This window comes from Maribacter algarum (ex Zhang et al. 2020), assembly GCF_005885635.1.
Lineage (GTDB): Bacteria > Bacteroidota > Bacteroidia > Flavobacteriales > Flavobacteriaceae > Maribacter_C > Maribacter_C algarum.
Window position 1 is genome coordinate 1,984,125 of record NZ_VATY01000001.1, and the last position, 17,294, is coordinate 2,001,418.

The following is a 17,294-nucleotide window of genomic DNA, read 5'->3' on the forward strand; positions in this document are numbered from 1 at the left end:
AGCACGATGCGCGAAGTTTTGACATCGAGCATCTGACATCTGGCATCAGACCATTATTTATATTTCTTTTATCAATTCTCTAAATAACTTCACCATTTTCGGTTCTGTTTTTTCTGCAATTTCTATAATCTCTTGAATATTAACGGCTTGTAAATTATCTGGATCACATTCATCCGTCAAAACTGATACCGCTATAATGGGTAGTCGTAAATGATTGGCAACAATTACTTCTGGCACCGTACTCATTCCTACCGCATCGGCCCCAAGTGTCTTTAACATGCGATATTCGGCCCTTGTTTCCAACTGTGGGCCGACAACAGAAGCATACACACCTTTCCTAAGGGAAATATTTTCTTTTTTGGCGATTGTCATCAATTTTTTACCCATATCCGCATCATAAGGTTCCGCCATATCTACAAATCGATCTCCGAATTCCGCAACGTTTTTGAATGCCAATGGCGAACCGCCTTGCAAATTGATATGATCTTCAATGAGCATCATGTCTCCTTTTTTGAAGTCCAGATTAATGGCTCCGGCAGCATTGGAAATGAATAGTTTTTGAATACCCAATCGATGCATAACGCGAATCGGGTAGGTGACATCCATAAGATCATAACCTTCATATAGGTGAAAGCGACCCTGCATGACCACCACTTTTTTACCTTCAAAAGTCCCGAATAATAGTTTGCCCGTATGAAACTCAACGGTTGCTAATGGAAAAAACGGAATATGGTTGTAATGTGCTACAACAGGGTTTTCAATTTCGTCAGCCAGCTTTCCTAACCCCGTGCCGAGTACTATACCTATTTCTGGATTATCGAACCCTTTGCTTTTAAGGTATTCAGTAGATTCTTGTAATTGCTTTTCTGTAAGTCTCATTTAGAATTCATATTTTTCAAAAAAGGTTGAAACACTTTTATATCCTTGATATCTTCATATATATCAATATCATTTCGCTCTTCCAATAATTGTACGTTTTCGTTTTTTAAATCGTTTAAGGTATCTTTCAAAACAGTTTCGGTGCCCCAAGTTTTATTTTGGAATACATTCGCATTGAAAGCATTCATTCCGAATAAATAATAGCCACCATCTTCTGCAGGACCTATTACAAAATCTTTGGATTTAAGAACATCAAAGGCGTTTTCAATATCTGATTTGTCAAGGTCGTGCATATCGCTTCCAATAATGATGATACGTTCAAATCCCGAAGCAAATCCTTCTTGAAACGCATTGGCCATTCTGATGCCTAAATCACTTCCCTGCTGCAATCTTTTGTCGAAAAAAGTAGTATCCCAAATATCATCTGTCCAGATTTCTTCGGAATACCAAACCTGTTTCGCAGCATTAACATCTTGGGTCAATGCAGCGGTATGATTCAGTAAAAATTTATAAATCTCCAAAGCACTTTGATCACCAATGGTTGCGGCCAATCTAGTCTTACATTTTCCCAATTCAGGGTTGCGAGTAAAAATGAGCAACAAATTCTTTGAAACCATATTCGTATAGTTCACCGTAGGAGCTTCTTTCTTTTTTGTTGAGGGGAGGATAATAGACATTCGTAAAGTTTAGAAATTATAGCTATTAGAAAGGTGAATCAACTTAATAAACTTTAATACCTGTTTTGAGAAGCTTACCCCATTGTTTGTCGAAGGTATGCACACTATCGGTTTCTACAGTGTTGTTTTTATAAACGTTTTTACCTTGATTTTTCCATTCGAAAATGCCGCCGTATAGGTTTTTTACATTCGTAAAACCTGCTTTTTGAAGCTTTTCGCCAATATCCTCAGAACGAACTCCAATGGAACAGTAGACTATGATAGGTGTATCTTTACTTGGAATCTTTTGTACAACAGCATCATGTTCAAAATTTTCATAGCCTACCCAAATGGCATCTTTAATATGGCTTACGGCAAACTCCTCTTTCTTTCTGGTGTCTAAAATCAATAGGTTTTCGGTATATTCTACCTCATCCACATGCACATATGGAACACTTTCGGTATTCAACTGCTTCAAGGTTTTGTCCAATTTTTTTTGACCAAATACCAAAGTAGTTAGGGAAACGAATAAAATAAAAGAGAAAATAAATCGCATACTATTTTAAATAATTAGGCAAAGATACTATTTTAGAAGAGGCTTGGGAACACACTCCATCTCCATTTAATTCTTGAAAAATGAATTTACCAACCAAACTACTTATTTTTGTTTTTGCATTTACAACCTTGTTTTCTTGTAAAAACAAAGACCCAAAACCTGAAGTTGCAGCAACAGTTAAGACGGATTATTACACCGAACCTTACCGACCACAATTTCACTTTTCACCAGAGGAAAAGTGGATGAATGACCCTAACGGGATGGTATACCATAAAGGGATTTATCACTTGTTTTATCAGTATTACCCTGAGGATATCGTTTGGGGGCCCATGCATTGGGGCCATGCAATTAGTAAGGATTTAGTGAGTTGGGAACATAAGCCTATTGCCTTATTTCCCGATAAACACGGATTGATTTTCTCAGGAAGCGCTGTGGTCGATTTCGCAAATACTTCAGGATTTGGCACGGAAGATAACCCTCCTTTAGTTGCGATTTTCACCTACCATTTAATGGAAGGTGAGCAGGCAGGTAGAAAAGATTTTCAAACTCAAGGAATTGCCTACAGCTTGGATAATGGGGATACGTGGACGAAATACGAAGGAAATCCAGTTATAGGAAACGACGGAATAAAAGATTTTAGAGACCCCAAGGTTTTTTGGGATAAAGTCAATCATACTTGGGTTATGGCTCTGGTCGCGGGAGACCATTTACAACTATGGAATTCCGATGATTTAAAGAAATGGACAAAACTGAGCGAATTTGGCAAAGATAAAGGTGCGCATGGCGGAGTTTGGGAATGCCCTGATTTGTTTCCTTTAAAGGTTGAAGGAACCGATGAGGAAAAGTGGGTACTTTTGATAAGTATCAATCCTGGAGCGCCGAATGGCGGAAGCGGAACCCAATATTTTGTTGGGGATTTTGATGGCGAAAAATTTACCACAGACCAAACCGACATTAAATGGCTTGATTGGGGAACTGATAATTATGCTGGAGTGACGTATAACGTTCTTCCCGAAAACTATTACGGTAATAACTATGCTAATGATCCGGGACAAGACCGTATTTTAATAGGATGGATGAGCAATTGGACGTATGCAAGAGATACTCCAACTGAAAAATGGCGCAGTGCTATGACAATACCGAGAAAGTTGTCATTACAAAAACTAGGAGATGATTTCAGTCTCTTTAATTATCCTATTCGAAATTTTGAATTACTTATTAATAGAGAGGGGAAGAAAGATATTACTGTTGCTCAAGGTGAACCGGAAATTTTACTTTTTGAGAATTTTAATCAAACTGAGATTCAATTTATTATAGATTCAAAGGATTTCAGACTTACGTTTGGAAATTCCAATGGTGACAAACTTGGACTTGGCATAGATAGTGAGATTCACGAATTTGGAATTGATAGGTCTAAATCTGGTAGAGTTGATTTTCAAGAAGACTTTGCAAGCATTCCACAGATGCCTGTAAATGATTTGCCCGATAGTGAATATGAAGTAAGAATTATCTTAGACCTCTCTTCTATTGAAGTTTTCTTGAATAAGGGGCAATATGTAATGACTGCGCAAATCTTTCCAACTGAAAATTATACTGATTTGACAATAGAAAACCCTGGAGGTTCAGAAATAAATTTGAAAGATTTTGAAATTAATAAAGTAAAGCGAATTTGGAAATGAGATTGAAAGAAATAATTATTAGAATACTATTTCTTTTTGTGTTTTTTCCATATTTGGAAGCACAAAATATGAAGATTGAGGAAACTCTTCAAAAATCGCAAAGAAATATTTTTGTCCTAACCTCTTCAGATAGTAAAGTTAAACCTGATGACGATGTTTGGGTTTCTGAATTGAACAAATATCCGGAGTTCAGCAAAGTAAAAGAAATAGATAAAGCCGAATATATTTTCGAGTTTTTTATAAAGAGAGCCTTGGGCGAATCTCGTGTGAAAGTGAAAGTTTTTAATCAGATTAACGGGGAGATTTTATGGGAATCAAAAAAATATAGAGGAACCACCAACGCCTTTAATGGAATGAGTCCGACTAAACATGGTATTCGAAAATGTTTTGAAAAAGGTATTTTACCAGCATTTAAGAAAGGGGAATTTTAATTAACCAGTTCTTTTGCCATTACTTCCAAATCAATACCCATTTGTTCTCTGCTGACTTTTACCACCTCTTCTTTGAGATCTTCGGGCAAATTTGAATAACCATCTTTGGCTCCTAGAATCATTCCTGCAATAGCGGCAACGGTGTCATTGTCTCGACCATAATTGACAATAAACTGCATCGTTTTTTCAAAATCACCTTCTCCAAATTGGAGTCCAGTGATTAAAATTTGCCATATTTCGCCAGTATGAAAAGCGATGGCCTTTTCGTCTTTTTCAAGCATTTGATAAACCATTTCTTGGCGTACCCAGTCTTTTTGAGTCCCTTGAAATCCCTTGGGCATTTTATAGAGAATACTATCTTTTTCAATAAGGGAATCTATCACTACTTTCGCTTTGATAGCCAATACACTTTTTACCGAAGCATTCGCGGTTGCATTAGAAATTCGCCCTACCAAACGACTGTCTTGATAACCAAGTGGGTCAACAAAAGTTGCCGTGTTTATTATGGAGTCCATATTCCGAGTCTGCATCGCCATTTGGGTCATGGCAGAAACCAGTGCAGAAATATCTTTGGCATAACCAATATCGAATAGTGCGTGTTCATAGGCAATGTTATAGGCATCTTCAGGGTTTTCGGCAACTAAACCGAACATAGGAGTATACAATTGTCCAGCACAAGACATTTCGCCACCATAGAATCGATTTTGTGCTTTTTGATATGCCGTGTCCCCTTTTTGATAGGCTAGGGCTACTCGGGCCCATTCTTTGATCCAATCAATTTTTTCGATCTTGGTATCTAATACATCAGGGTTGGTGCTGATTTCTTTTCGAGCCAAATCTTTTGCTAACAGTTCATAATAATCTGAAATGAACTTGGCAAAGCTTTGAGCGTTTAGTCTTTTCTTATGGGTCTTGAGGTATTCGACCATTAAAAATTTCCAGCGCGTATCATCGGTGGTTGCCCCAGCATTCAAGTTATGGTCCCAAGTGCCTTCTGGAGATTGTTCTCGAACAGCGGCTGTAAGTCCATTTATATATGCGTATTTCAATTGAATATCCTTTCGATGCCACATTTCAGTTGATGCTCCCATGGCATCTCCGATTGCAGAGCCGACTAAAGCTCCTAAGATTTTATCGTACTTCTCTTCTCTAGAAAGCGTAAGGGTGTCGTTTCCATAAGAAACTTTTGCAGGTGACGGAATATCAAGCTTTGACTTGGGTTGTTTGCATGAAGAAACAAATAGTATCAAACATCCTAAGACAAAAAAAACCTGTTTCATGATAGTATCATTTTTCGAGCGAGTTCCAAAAGATACTGCTTTTCTTCAATAGACCTTTCTAAAGGGAGCTGCGCAAGTCCGATCAATCGGCGCATAATTTCAGTTCCGGCTACTCGAGATACTAATTTTTTGTCCGCATTGCCATCATAAAAATCATAAATGGAATTTAGATAGGCCTCCTCCCCTGTAGCCATAATGATGTGCGCAGCCATTACACCAAGGTCAAATTCGGCAAAACCAACAAAACCAAATTCAGGATCAATAATATAAAGGTTATCCCCTTCGGTCATCCAGCTTCCAGGGTAATAATCTCCATGTAACAATGTATTTCCAGAGGATAAGTACTTGTTTCCAATCTCATTGACAATTTCTTTCAGGTCATCATCTTGCTTATAAGGCATCGAAAGCTCTTGAAGGCCTTCTTGTATATCATCCAATTGAAATCCATTGTCCTCTAAAAAGGGCAAGACAAAAATATGTTGATGATTTAGTTCTCGCATTTCCCCGTTTTCAGGAAAATTGCTTGGTACTTCACTGTTGTGAATCAGTGTTAAAATCGCAACCAATTTTTGAAGGAAGTTTTCCGAAATATTTCTTGAAGCATAGATGTTGGTCATATCTTCACAATTTCCTAAATCGTCTAAAACCAGTAGATGTTGTGTTGCATCGTAACCTAAGATACTCGGAATGTGATTTTTCAAGGCATCACTTTGCACTGAATTGTAAAATTGATGTTCAACGGCAATTCGGTTTAAAGGGGCTTCAATTTGTTGATATTTTTGGACGAAAGGTCGGGACTGTTTTAAGACAAAGGAACGTTGACTTGTTTTGATTCGAAGAACCACGTTCATATTGCCTTCGCCAGGTTTTTCAATAGACAATATTTTCTCCTTGGAGTCCATCCATTGCTTTTCAATCAGATAGTCTTGTAGTTCGGAGGCGGGAGTGCTTTGGTTAAAATAGTTCAAGGTAAAGCTTTTAACGGTCCAATAATCGGCGGTGGTAATTAACCTGCCCTAGATGATAGGTTAGATGAGTCGCCAAATGCATCAAAAAATAACCGATACTCATCGATTCTTTAAAAACCACAATCGGGTATTCGTTGGATAAGTCCTCCTCGGATAGTTTTTCTAAAGTACTATCTACTACTAGAATAGTACTTTCGATTTCTGAAATCAATGCAGCCTTTGGCACATTTTTTTTAGAAAATTCAAGTTCTCGCTGACGTACATAACCTGAGTTGCCAAGTTCCGCTCCGATAAAAGCATTTAGGTTTCCAATGAGATGTAGGCATAAGTTACCTCCGCAATTGGAAATTCCATCGGAGGTAATCCATAAGTTTTTTTCATCGGTATAGGCTCCAACTTCAGATTTTAGTCTATTGAGGTCTCTTTTGTAAAGTTTTCTAAGTGTTGAAATGCTCATTTCAATCGAAGTAACGAAAAACCGGGATGAATTCAAACAAAAAATCCCCGCATTTGCGGGGATCTATTGTGGTGCCTCCAGGAATCGAACCAGGGACACATGGATTTTCAGTCCATTGCTCTACCAACTGAGCTAAGGCACCATGCCCTAAAAGGGCTGCAAATATAATTTCAAATTTAGGATATACAAACAAAAACGTTGAAAAAAGTATGGGTTTATTTTTCATTTTGTCATCTTTGCTACATGAACCTAATCGTAGACGTAGGTAACACGGCAATAAAGCTTGCTGTATTTGATAAAGAAAACTTGCTTTTTGATACCAGTACTGAAAGTGAAAAGTTTATCGAAAAGGTACGAGATGTCTTTAATTTTTACCCAGACATTACATGGGCCATAGTATCTGCCGTGGGAAGTTTAGGCCAAAAGGAAATTGCTGCACTTTCCATTTTTTGTCAGGTTCACATATTAAGCCATACTTCTAAAATTCCCTTTAAAAATTCCTATGCCACTCCCCAAACTTTAGGTGTAGACCGTATTGCCCTAGCCACGGCTGCTTTTTATCATAATTCCACAGCCAATACCCTTGTAATTGATGCCGGCACTTGTGTTACCTATGATATGGTAAATGACTATGGGGAATATTTGGGTGGAGGTATTTCCCCAGGAATACATATGCGCTATGAAGCGCTTCATAATCAAACTTCTAAACTGCCTCTTCTCGATTTGGATGACCCTATTGATCTTATAGGGAACTCTACACCTTCAAGCATTCACAGCGGAGTTGTAAATGGTATTTTAGCCGAAATAGATGGTGTTATTGAACGCTATAGTTCTCGTTTTAAAGATTTAACAGTTATTTTAACAGGCGGTGACGCCCAATTTTTGTCAAAACGATTAAAAAATACCATATTTGCGGATTCCAAATTTCTCCTCACGGGATTGAACCTTTTGCTGGAATACAACAAGCGTTAAATGATCAAGAAAATTGTAATTGCAATAGTGTGCTTCGCCGCTATAGGAGCGAACGCTCAAGATGGTACTGTTTCCCCTTATTCTTATTTTGGTATTGGTGATTTAAGAGCTGCAACAACTATTGATAATCAAATGATGGGTGGTTTAGGAATGTACGCGGATAGCATTCACGTAAACCTTCAAAACCCCGCCGCTTATGGCAAATTGCGTCTTACAGCTTATTCTGCTGGAATCTCATATCAACAACTGTCTCTTGCAAGTGCGTCAGTAACCGAAAGTAATCGAATTGTAAACCTTGATTACGTGGCCTTAGGATTTAATTTGGGCAAAGGTATGGGTGTTGGTTTTGGTATTATGCCCTACACTTCGGTTGGATATAATATTGTTTCAGAATCAATAGCGAACAACACGGACGGAACAACATCTGCCGTTTCAAATCAATACTCAGGCACAGGCGGTTTAAATAAGGTATATCTATCACTGGGGTATGAAATCACCAAAGACTTAAGTTTAGGAGTTACCGCCAATTTTAATTTTGGAACGATCGACGCCTTACGCACTCAAATTATCGAAGATGTACAGTTCGGAACCTTAGATAATCGAACGTCTCGCATTAACGGAATGGATTTTAACTATGCGCTCAATTATACGCCTACTCTAAAAGATAAATTCAAATTATACAGCTCGGTTAGAATTAACACGCAAGCGAACCTTAGTACCCGAAATACCCAGGAAATAGGTTCCTTCTCAAGAGCCTCGGGAGCAAACATTGAGATTATTGATGTGAATTTGGAAGCAAACGGACTTAAGGAAACAGGTTTGAAAATCCCTACTAGAACGACTTTGGGGCTGGGCTTAGGGGAGGATAAAAAGTGGTTTTTAGGTGCTGAATATAGCTTTCAAGATTTAAGTTCCTTTTCCAATGACTTTATCAATGTGGATAACTTGAGCTATCAAGAAGCAAACACTATTGCGGTTGGTGGTTTTTTTATACCAGATTACACATCATTTGAGAGCTATTTGAAACGGGTCACGTATCGTGCGGGAGTCCGAATGGAGAATACAGGTATGGTTGTTAACAACACCGAAATAAATAACTTTGGCATAACTTTTGGAGTTGGTCTACCGTTGGCATCTGGTGCTGGCGGTTTTTCTAATATTAATCTCGGTTTTGAGATTGGGAAAAGAGGAACAACTGAGATGATGCTTATAGAAGAAAATTATTTTAAAATAAATATCGGGCTGTCATTAAACGACAGATGGTTCTTAAAAAGAAAGATTAACTAACTAAAATTTAGTACATTAACCACTTAAATTAAAAACGAATATGAAAACGAAACTCTACTTTACGGCAATCATGCTTTTAGGGTCAATGGCGATAAGCAATGCCCAAGCTCAAAATACAGAGTGTGTTACCAACCTCTCTATTTATACCGAGCATGTGAAAGTTAAAAATTATGATGCGGCCTATACACCATGGAAAATGGTGTACGAAACTTGCCCTGGCTTAAACCGAGCAAATTTTATTTATGGTGAAAGAATTTTAAAGGACAAAATCAAAAAATCTTCAGGTGCCGAGAAAGATGGTTTTATTAATGATATTCTGGCTCTTTATGATGCAAGTATGGTTCACTTTCCAAAGAAGACTAAACTCGCCGAGGTTATCATAGATAAGGTACTCATTAGATATGACAACAAAATGATTTCTGACGATGAAATTTATAGTGAGTTGGGAAAAGCTTTTACTGAGGACAAGGATAATTTTAAAAACCCAAAAGCTTTATACCTTTATTTTTCTAGTTTAGTTGATTTGCATAAAGCTGGTAAAAAAGATTTACAAGAGGTATTTGATGTTTATGATGAGGTTACCGAAAAAATTGAAGTTGAAAATGGAAAGTTAACAGATACAATTACAAAGTTACTTCCTAAGGAAGAGGAGAATACCTTGACTTCAAAGGAGAAAAAGCGATTAAAAGCAGCCACAACAAATTCTAAGTCTTTTGGTAAGATAGCGGGAAGTATTGATAGTAAATTAGGTGATTTGGCTGATTGTGGCAACTTAATTCCCTTATATCAAAAGAATTTTGATGAGAAGAAAGGGGATGTTACTTGGGTCAAACGAGCGGTTAGTAGAATGTTTTCCAAAGAATGTACCGATGATCCTTTATTTAGTAAAATGGTAGAAGTACAGGCCGGTCTCGATCCTTCTGCTGATGTTTATGTTTATTTAGGTCAGCTGAAACTGAAGGCTGGAGACACTAAAGGTGCTATAGCAGATTTCAATAAAGCATTGGAGTTAGAGGCAGATGCTAAAAGAAGGTCAAATATTGCATATAAAGTCGCTACAATATATAGAAAAGGTAGCAAGTCTACTGCTAGAAAATATGCCCAGGATGCTATTAATTCAAATCCGGCAAACGGGAGAGCTTATTTGTTAATTGCCAGTCTCTATGCGGGTAGCGCAAATCAATGTGGCAACACTACTTTTGACAAACGTGCCATTTATTGGAAAGCGGCTGACATGGCTCGTAAGGCAGGTAGAGTAGACCCTTCTTTAAGTTCAAGAGCGAGTAAGGCTGCGGCAAGTTATTCTGCTAAGGCACCAACAAAAGAAATGATATTTACCGCGGGTATGGCCGGTAAGACAGTAACTTTTAGTTGTTGGGTTGGCGGTAGCGTAAAAGTACCTAACCTATAAGATGGTTAAACCCATATACAATACATTTAACAGCATTGCCACGATATTCGTGGCAATGCTTTTTTTTTCCTGTGGGGATAATTACAAACGCGTGGGTGATGAAGCCAAAAAGAATGTTTTCCCAGTAGGGATAGCAGAGAATTTTGTGCTTACATATACAGAGGCCAACCAGGTAATTATAGCTGATTCTACAGAATCTTCTAGGGTGATTTCAGTTTTGACAAGCCCGATGCAAGAAGATTTTACCAATCTTGAATTCCCATATCGTACCTTTCCAAATGGATTGCACATGGATTTTTTTGATGATAGCGACCAAAAAAGTATTGTAAAAGCCGATTACGGAATTATTTATTCTGCCACGAATTTGATAGATTTACGGGGTAATGTGGTGTTGGAAAGCCATGATGGGAAAAAATTAGAAACATCCCAACTTTATTTAGACCAAGTCAATGAGTGGATTTTTACTCATGAAACGTTTACCTATACCAATCCTGAGGATGGAACCATTATGGACGGGGAAGGAATGGATTTTAGCAAAGACCGTAACTTTTTATACGCGCATAAAACCTATGGTTTAATGCTGATACCTGAAGAAAAAGAACAAGCCCAAGAAAAAGAACCAGTTGATGATTAAAATTTTAAGATATACCGAGTACTTGTATTTGTTCGTAGCGATATTCTCCTTGTATAAAATTACCCAAGTATGGAATACCGATCGTAATTATGCGTACTTATTCGTGTTTTTTGCTGTGGCCTCAATAGGTATGTTTTTGTTTCGTAGAAAATATCGAAAAAGATTTGAGCAACGACAACGTGAAAACAAAGAGTAGTTTTGGATACTTCCACCCTTGTCATCATTCTATCTTTATTATTTTCCGCATTTTTTTCAGGAATGGAGATTGCCTTTGTTTCAGCAAACAAAATCCATATTGAAATTGAAAAAAAGCAAGAGGGTTTTCTGGCAAAAATACTTAGACTTATTACCGAAAAGCCTTCTAAGTTTATTGCTACCATGCTTATCGGAAACAACATTGCCTTAGTGGTATATGGTCTCTTCATGGGTGAGGTTTTGATGGAGTGGTTTATTGGTCTCTCTGATACTTCGAGTGGTTTTCTCAAACTAATTTTGACAGACTTTAGTTTACTTACCCAAACTCTTATCTCGACCCTGATAATCTTACTTACTGCGGAATTTCTCCCTAAAGTTTTATTTCAGATTTATTCGAACACTTTACTGAAAGTACTCGCCTTACCTGCATATATTTTCTATGTTTTATTCGGATTTCTTTCTTGGTTCATAATTAAGATTTCAGATTTTATTTTGAAAACATTCTTGAAAACGGATGGTGATGAAGTACAGTTATCCTTTAGTAAAATAGAGTTGGGAGACTATATTACAGAACAAATGGAAACCGTTGAAGAAGAAGATGAAGTAGATACTGAAATACAGATTTTTCAAAATGCCTTGGAATTTTCAGCCGTAAAAGCTCGGGAAGTCATGGTGCCCCGAACAGAAATTACGGCAGTTGAACTTCATGAAACTCCTAAAAATCTCACCAAGCTTTTTACTGAAACCGGCTACTCAAAGATTTTAATTTTTAAAGATACTGTTGACAATATTATTGGTTATGTGCACTCCTTTGAACTCTTTAAAAAACCGAAGACCATAAAAAGCATATTAAGACCCGTTGAGCTTGTGCCAGAAACTATGCTCATTCACGATATTCTAAATGTGCTGATTAAGAAACATAAAAGTATTGCGGTAGTTCTTGATGAATATGGTGGAACCTCAGGTATCATGACCGTTGAAGATATCGTAGAAGAACTTTTTGGAGAAATTGAGGATGAACACGATTCCACTGATTTGATTGAGGAGCAGCTATCAGAAACATCCTATAAACTTTCGGCCCGCTTAGATGTGGATTATTTGAATGAAAATTACAAGTTCGAACTGCCCGAGTCAGATGAATACGAAACCTTGGGAGGTTTGCTAGTAAATGAAACAGGGGAAATCCCTGAGCAGGACCAAGAAATTGAGGTAGAAAACTTTCGTTTTACTGTTCTTGAGGTCTCGAGTACGAAAATTGATTTGGTCATGTTAGAGCTTGTCGAAAAGGATTAAATTTCAGCCCATTTTATTTCGTTAAAATCGAAAAGGGTGAAATTATACTTTCCTAGTCTAAAAATAGCATTAATAGCGAATTACAGCTATCTAACAAGCACAATAAATTTGAACAGGTGAAAAGAAAATGGTAATTTCGCGAACTGATTTTAAATACTCCATAGGATGGCAATTTTAGAAAATATAAGAAAGAGAACCACCATTTTGATTTTGATAATTGGTATGGCATTGTTCGCGTTTGTAATTTCAGGTGTTTTTACAAGCAGCGATTTCGGATCAACGGGAAAAGTTGGTTCAACAGTAGCTGAAATAAATGGGGAAGAAATTTCGGTAGACGCATTTAGACAAAAGATTGAGTTTGCCTCACAAAACTCTGCTAATACATCTTCGTTACAACTTGTAAATCAAGTCTACGATCAAGAGGTGCGCAATACCATTCTAGGACAGCAATTTGAAGATTTGGGTATTGATATCGAACAAGATCAAATCATGAATTACATCAAGACTATTCCTGGGTATGCTCAGAGTCCTCAGTTTCAAGATGAAAGCGGCATATTCGATGAAAATAAATTCCGCGATTTTATTGAAGATATGAAAGCTACCAGAGAGGATGGTAGATACGCAAGATGGCTACAGACTGAGAAAAGCATAATTCAAAGTGCAAAGGAACAAGCGTATTTTAATTTGGTCAAGGCAGGTGTTGGAGCGACTTTAAAAGAGGGTGAACTCGATTATAAATTAGCGAATAACAAAGTAGATTTAAAATATGTTCGAGTGCCTTATTCTTCTATTCCTGATAGTACAATTACGGTTACAAAAAGCGAGATTGCAGCTTATATCAATGCCCATAAAGATGAATATAAGCAAGAGGAAGCCCGAGATCTTCAATTCGTTTATTTTGAAGAAAAGGCGTCCGCAGCAGATGAGACTGCTATTGAGAATGGGTTATTGAAATTAATGGATGATTCACCTGAACTGAATACGTCAACTAACCTTGTAGATACTATTCCAGGTTTTAGAAATACTACAGATGTTGGTGTATTTGTAGACAGAAATTCTGATATTAAATTCGATACGATTTTTAAAGCTAAAAATGCTTTGCCTGCCTCATTTGCAGATACGTTAATGACCTTGAATGTAGGGGAAACCTTTGGACCTTACCGTGATGGAAATTTCTTCAAGATTTCCAAGATGATAGCTAGAAAGACAAACGGTTCTGTAAAGGCAAGTCATATTTTAGTTACTTATGAAGGGGCTGAACGCGCAAACCCAGAAATAAAAAGAACAAAAGAAGAAGCCGAAGCAAGAGCTAAACAATTATTAAGGGATGCTAGAAAGCCAGGAGCTGTTTTTGTAGAATTGGCAAGAGACAACTCAGATGGTCCTTCTGCGCCGAACGGAGGGGATTTAGGATTTTTTCAAGAAGGGGTTATGACCCCAAAATTCAACGACTACGCTTTTGGTAACAAAGTTGGGTCAATCGGTTTGGTTGAGACTGATTTTGGTTTTCATATTGTAAGAGTGGATGATAAAGAAGATATTGTTCAAATAGCGCATTTAGCTCGTGAAATTGAAGCTTCTGAAGAAACCATTAACAACCTTTTTACTGAGGCAACTAAATTTGAAATGGCTACGGTTTCAGGAGATAAAGTTTTCACTGACTTGGCAAAAGAAAGTGAATATCTCATAAGACCCGTAAATAAAATTAACGCCTTGGATGAAAACTTACCAGGACTTACAAATCAGCGTAACATTGTGCAATGGGCATTTAATGAGGATACCGAAATTGGAGATATCAAGCGTTTCAACATCAATAACGGATACGCTGTAGTGCAATTGACGAAAGCGTATAAAGAGGGTGTGATGTCTGTAGAGGATGCTTCCGCAAGTATTCTTCCAAAAATCAGAAAGGAAAGAAAAGCGGCGCAGATTATAGGGCAACATCAGGGAAAATCAATGGAGGATTTGGCAAAAGACGCCAATGTTTCGATGTCAAACGCTACTGCTTTAACGGTAAAATCACCAACGATTCCAGGTGCTGGAAGAGAAGCTGCTATCGTAGGAGCTGCCTATGCAATGAATGAAGGAGAAACTTCTGGTTTGATAGAAGGAGAAACAGGAGTGTTTATGGTGATGGTAACGAAAAAAGAAGAAGCTGCGGCCTTGGACAATTATAGTACGTATGCGAACACTTTGAAGAACTCAAATGCAGGTAGAGTAAATACAGCAGTTTTCGATGCCTTAAAAGAAGCATCAGAAATAGAAGATAATCGAGCTGTATTTTACTAATAGCTAAAGCTGGGCACGAAATAATCTTAGTGAAAAAAATATAAAGAAGCCTTCCCAATGGGAAGGCTTCTTTATAATATCATTTCAGCATAAGGAATTACCGTATCATATCCTTTACTCTTGAAGTATGCCGGAGCATTTTTATTTCCTGTAGCAAGTATGAAATCTCCACCCCAAGCGCCAAGACTCTTGATGCTTCTCGTATAGTCAGAGAACCTTTCGTCTTTTACTCTTGTAAGCTTTAGCCCGTCAGCGATCAGATTTTCATGTACAGACAGCAAACTTTCAAATTCGGATAAACTTTTAGCGGTTACAAGTTGTCTAGTGATATCCGAAATTCTTTCTATCAGTTGTGCTTTATCAAAATTTTGATTTCGATATTGGGCGATACCTTCACGGCTATTTTGCTTTTCATTTAAATGGATGAAATATAGACTATCCTTAAATGTAGGATTAAATTCAACTTCTTCGACTATTGGCTGCCTTTCATTCAAATGATATTTGATTGGAGTATTATTTTGAGCACAAGCAATATCGTAGCCACTTCCAGAAAATGCATTCCATAAGAGTTGAAAAGCATCTACTTCCGCCCATTGTGCAATATTGTTCATCAATGTGGAAGAAGAACCTAGACCCCAACTACGGTCAAAATCTAAATAGGATTCTATGGAATATCCCTGAGAACCATATAAAAATTTATGATTGAGCTTTGTTGCTTGCCGTAATATTTTTTGAAGCGTTCGAGCAGTATCTAAATCAGAAGATTGTCGTATTTCAAGACTGTAGGAATCTAGTTCTGCTTCAAACCAAACGGACTTGTCTAAAGCAAGACTCTTCCAATTGATGTACGCATGTTCCGATTTGGTCACACGTAGTGATTGCCCAAACTTAGTTGGTAATGCCAGCCCTACTGCACCATCAAGAATAACATATTCCCCAGAGATTAATAGTTTTCCATTGCTATAGAACTCCTGAGTCATATTCCTTTTCTGAGATTTTCAAAGGCTTCTACAACGGCGCTGTGCGTAGCTGAATTTTTCTTAAAATGCTCGGTCAAGGTAGCTTTTTCAGTTTCGTTGGCGCCCAACTGATTTAGTATGTTCAACAAATGCATTTTCATGTGCCCTTCTTGAATACCCGTAGTTACCAACGAACGAACAGCGGCAAAATTTTGGGCTAATCCAGCAACGGCAACTATTTGCATTAATTCTTGTGCCGAAGGTTTTTGAAGTATTTCCAAGGCTAATTTTACTAAAGGGTGTAGACTTGTTAATCCACCAACGGTACCTACTGCTAATGGAATTTCAATCCAAAACTTAAATATTCCATTTTCAATGCTGGCATCCGTAAGGCTCGTATATTTTCCGTCTTTGGCTGCGTATGCATGCGCGCCAGCTTCAACAGCTCTAAAATCGTTTCCGGTCGCTAAAATAACGGCATCTATACCGTTCATGATTCCCTTATTGTGGGTAACGGCCCGATGTGGTTCTGCTTTGGCAATCTCAATAGCCTGAATCATTTTTTTAGCAAATTCATTGGCGTCGGTGTCATTGTCAGCCAATTCATCAATTGGGCAACTAACTTCAGCACGTACCAAACAATTAGGCACATAGTTGCTGAGAATGCTCATCACAATCTCAATATTCTTTTCAGTTTCATCAAATTCAGAAAAATGTAAAGCTTCCTGTTTAAAGGTTTTTGCAAATCGCTCTAAACACGAATTGATGAAGTTGGCGCCCATAGCATCCAAAGTCTCGAAAGTACAATGCAGCTGGTAATAGTTATCAAGGTCAGCGGTTTTATCGCGCAGCTCGATTTTAGATATTCCACCGCCTCGTTTTTCCATATTCTTGGTAATATCCGAAGCTTCAGAACGTAATTTAGTTTCAACAGAATTAATGAAAGATTTCAATTTATCAGCATCCCCTGAAAACATAAAATGAACTTGCCCTATCTTTTCAGTACCTAGAATGGTAGTTTTAAATCCACCTCGGTCTAGCCAAAATTTTGCAGCCTTACCGGCTGCGGCAACTACTGAACTCTCCTCAATGGCCATTGGTATGGCATACAGTTTACCATTGATTAAAAAGTTTGGAGCAATACCTAAGGGAAGGTAATAGTTCGTAATCGTATTCTCTATGAACTCGTCATGAAGATTTTGTAAAGCTTCATCATCATTCCAATAGCGTTTTAAGATGATTTTTGCAGACTCGGCATCATGGGTATAATTGGAAACAATCCAGTCTATTTTTTCTTCTTTGGTAAGTTTTGAAAACCCCTGAATAGGTTTAGTCATGCTGTTGGTGA

16 protein-coding genes and 1 tRNA gene are annotated in these 17,294 nt (G+C 37.7%); 8 read left to right on the forward strand and 9 right to left on the reverse strand.

The features are described from left to right. Nucleotides 1-57: 57 nt before the first annotated feature. The 3 genes from FEE95_RS08585 to FEE95_RS08595 are packed head-to-tail and all read right to left on the reverse strand — an operon-like array spanning nucleotide 58 to nucleotide 2,091. On the reverse strand, nucleotides 58-879 hold the full coding sequence (locus FEE95_RS08585) for a purine-nucleoside phosphorylase (protein ID WP_138657453.1): 822 nt from the start codon (nucleotides 877-879) through the stop codon (nucleotides 58-60). Then, nucleotides 876-1,556 (reverse strand): TIGR04282 family arsenosugar biosynthesis glycosyltransferase, encoded by a 681-nt coding sequence (locus FEE95_RS08590; RefSeq protein WP_394347951.1) that lies wholly within the window; start codon nucleotides 1,554-1,556, stop codon nucleotides 876-878. The genes FEE95_RS08585 and FEE95_RS08590 overlap by 4 nt, the downstream gene beginning before the upstream one ends. 43 nt (nucleotides 1,557-1,599) lie before the next feature. Next, a complete protein-coding gene (locus tag FEE95_RS08595) occupies nucleotides 1,600-2,091 on the reverse strand; it encodes a rhodanese-like domain-containing protein (RefSeq protein WP_138657454.1) in 492 nt (163 codons plus the stop codon). A gap of 80 nt (nucleotides 2,092-2,171) precedes the next feature. On the opposite strand from FEE95_RS08595, the gene FEE95_RS08600 reads away from it, so the two are divergent. Continuing rightward, complete coding sequence (locus FEE95_RS08600) at nucleotides 2,172-3,770, forward strand: glycoside hydrolase family 32 protein (RefSeq protein WP_138657455.1); 1,599 nt, start codon at nucleotides 2,172-2,174, stop codon at nucleotides 3,768-3,770. Then, nucleotides 3,767-4,201 (forward strand): hypothetical protein, encoded by a 435-nt coding sequence (locus FEE95_RS08605; RefSeq protein WP_138657456.1) that lies wholly within the window; start codon nucleotides 3,767-3,769, stop codon nucleotides 4,199-4,201. The genes FEE95_RS08600 and FEE95_RS08605 overlap by 4 nt, the downstream gene beginning before the upstream one ends. Here the strand turns inward: FEE95_RS08605 and FEE95_RS08610 are convergent. The 4 genes from FEE95_RS08610 to FEE95_RS08625 all read right to left on the reverse strand — a co-directional run bounded on the left by FEE95_RS08610 (nucleotide 4,198) and on the right by FEE95_RS08625 (nucleotide 7,048). Continuing rightward, on the reverse strand, nucleotides 4,198-5,481 hold the full coding sequence (locus FEE95_RS08610; RefSeq protein WP_138657457.1) for an ADP-ribosylglycohydrolase family protein: 1,284 nt from the start codon (nucleotides 5,479-5,481) through the stop codon (nucleotides 4,198-4,200). The genes FEE95_RS08605 and FEE95_RS08610 overlap by 4 nt on opposite strands. Continuing rightward, a complete protein-coding gene (locus tag FEE95_RS08615) occupies nucleotides 5,478-6,449 on the reverse strand; it encodes a phosphotransferase (protein ID WP_238474530.1) in 972 nt (323 codons plus the stop codon). Before FEE95_RS08615 ends, FEE95_RS08610 begins: the two co-directional genes overlap by 4 nt. Before the next feature lie 10 nt (nucleotides 6,450-6,459). Beyond that, nucleotides 6,460-6,906, reverse strand: a complete 447-nt coding sequence (locus tag FEE95_RS08620) for a DinB family protein (RefSeq protein ID WP_138657458.1) — start codon at nucleotides 6,904-6,906, stop codon at nucleotides 6,460-6,462. Nucleotides 6,907-6,975: 69 nt separating this feature from the next. Then, nucleotides 6,976-7,048 (reverse strand) — tRNA-Phe (locus tag FEE95_RS08625). Nucleotides 7,049-7,149: 101 nt separating this feature from the next. Between FEE95_RS08625 and FEE95_RS08630 the strand changes: the two genes are divergently transcribed. From FEE95_RS08630 to FEE95_RS08660, 6 genes are all read left to right on the forward strand, one after another. Next, nucleotides 7,150-7,878, forward strand: coding sequence for a type III pantothenate kinase (locus FEE95_RS08630; RefSeq protein ID WP_138657459.1), 729 nt, complete (start codon nucleotides 7,150-7,152; stop codon nucleotides 7,876-7,878). Then, nucleotides 7,879-9,165, forward strand: a complete 1,287-nt coding sequence (locus FEE95_RS08635) for a porin family protein (protein WP_138657460.1) — start codon at nucleotides 7,879-7,881, stop codon at nucleotides 9,163-9,165. It abuts the gene before it with no gap. A gap of 40 nt (nucleotides 9,166-9,205) precedes the next feature. Continuing rightward, entirely contained in the window at nucleotides 9,206-10,576 is a 1,371-nt protein-coding gene (locus tag FEE95_RS08640; RefSeq protein WP_171037007.1) for a tetratricopeptide repeat protein, read from the forward strand. 1 nt (nucleotide 10,577) lies between these two features. Continuing rightward, nucleotides 10,578-11,210, forward strand: coding sequence for an LPS export ABC transporter periplasmic protein LptC (lptC, locus tag FEE95_RS08645; protein WP_138657461.1), 633 nt, complete (start codon nucleotides 10,578-10,580; stop codon nucleotides 11,208-11,210). A gap of 198 nt (nucleotides 11,211-11,408) precedes the next feature. Then, nucleotides 11,409-12,698, forward strand: coding sequence for a hemolysin family protein (locus FEE95_RS08655; RefSeq protein WP_138657463.1), 1,290 nt, complete (start codon nucleotides 11,409-11,411; stop codon nucleotides 12,696-12,698). 165 nt (nucleotides 12,699-12,863) lie between these two features. Next, nucleotides 12,864-14,987 (forward strand): peptidylprolyl isomerase, encoded by a 2,124-nt coding sequence (locus FEE95_RS08660; protein ID WP_138657464.1) that lies wholly within the window; start codon nucleotides 12,864-12,866, stop codon nucleotides 14,985-14,987. A gap of 71 nt (nucleotides 14,988-15,058) precedes the next feature. On the opposite strand, the gene FEE95_RS08665 is transcribed toward FEE95_RS08660, so the two are convergent. Then, nucleotides 15,059-15,967, reverse strand: a complete 909-nt coding sequence (locus tag FEE95_RS08665) for a GYDIA family GHMP kinase (protein WP_138657465.1) — start codon at nucleotides 15,965-15,967, stop codon at nucleotides 15,059-15,061. Continuing rightward, nucleotides 15,964-17,283 carry a hydroxymethylglutaryl-CoA reductase, degradative gene (locus FEE95_RS08670; protein WP_138657466.1) on the reverse strand — a complete coding sequence of 440 codons (1,320 nt, stop codon included), beginning with the start codon at nucleotides 17,281-17,283 and terminating at the stop codon, nucleotides 15,964-15,966. Before FEE95_RS08670 ends, FEE95_RS08665 begins: the two co-directional genes overlap by 4 nt. Nucleotides 17,284-17,294: the final 11 nt, after the last annotated feature.

Excerpts from the sequence above, each read along its gene's own strand:
- FEE95_RS08630 (WP_138657459.1), top strand. The coding sequence starts at position 7,150 with ATGAACCTAATCGTAGACGTAGGTAACACGGCAATAAAGCTTGCTGTA.
- FEE95_RS08670 (WP_138657466.1), bottom strand. The coding sequence starts at position 17,283 with ATGACTAAACCTATTCAGGGGTTTTCAAAACTTACCAAAGAAGAAAAA.
- FEE95_RS08610 (WP_138657457.1), bottom strand. The coding sequence starts at position 5,481 with ATGAAACAGGTTTTTTTTGTCTTAGGATGTTTGATACTATTTGTTTCT.
- FEE95_RS08640 (WP_171037007.1), top strand. The coding sequence starts at position 9,206 with ATGAAAACGAAACTCTACTTTACGGCAATCATGCTTTTAGGGTCAATG.
- FEE95_RS08585 (WP_138657453.1), bottom strand. The coding sequence starts at position 879 with ATGAGACTTACAGAAAAGCAATTACAAGAATCTACTGAATACCTTAAA.
- lptC (WP_138657461.1), top strand. The coding sequence starts at position 10,578 with ATGGTTAAACCCATATACAATACATTTAACAGCATTGCCACGATATTC.
- FEE95_RS08605 (WP_138657456.1), top strand. The coding sequence starts at position 3,767 with ATGAGATTGAAAGAAATAATTATTAGAATACTATTTCTTTTTGTGTTT.
- FEE95_RS08600 (WP_138657455.1), top strand. The coding sequence starts at position 2,172 with ATGAATTTACCAACCAAACTACTTATTTTTGTTTTTGCATTTACAACC.
- FEE95_RS08595 (WP_138657454.1), bottom strand. The coding sequence starts at position 2,091 with ATGCGATTTATTTTCTCTTTTATTTTATTCGTTTCCCTAACTACTTTG.
- FEE95_RS08620 (WP_138657458.1), bottom strand. The coding sequence starts at position 6,906 with ATGAGCATTTCAACACTTAGAAAACTTTACAAAAGAGACCTCAATAGA.
- FEE95_RS08590 (WP_394347951.1), bottom strand. The coding sequence starts at position 1,556 with ATGTCTATTATCCTCCCCTCAACAAAAAAGAAAGAAGCTCCTACGGTG.
- FEE95_RS08660 (WP_138657464.1), top strand. The coding sequence starts at position 12,864 with ATGGCAATTTTAGAAAATATAAGAAAGAGAACCACCATTTTGATTTTG.
- FEE95_RS08665 (WP_138657465.1), bottom strand. The coding sequence starts at position 15,967 with ATGACTCAGGAGTTCTATAGCAATGGAAAACTATTAATCTCTGGGGAA.
- FEE95_RS08635 (WP_138657460.1), top strand. The coding sequence starts at position 7,879 with ATGATCAAGAAAATTGTAATTGCAATAGTGTGCTTCGCCGCTATAGGA.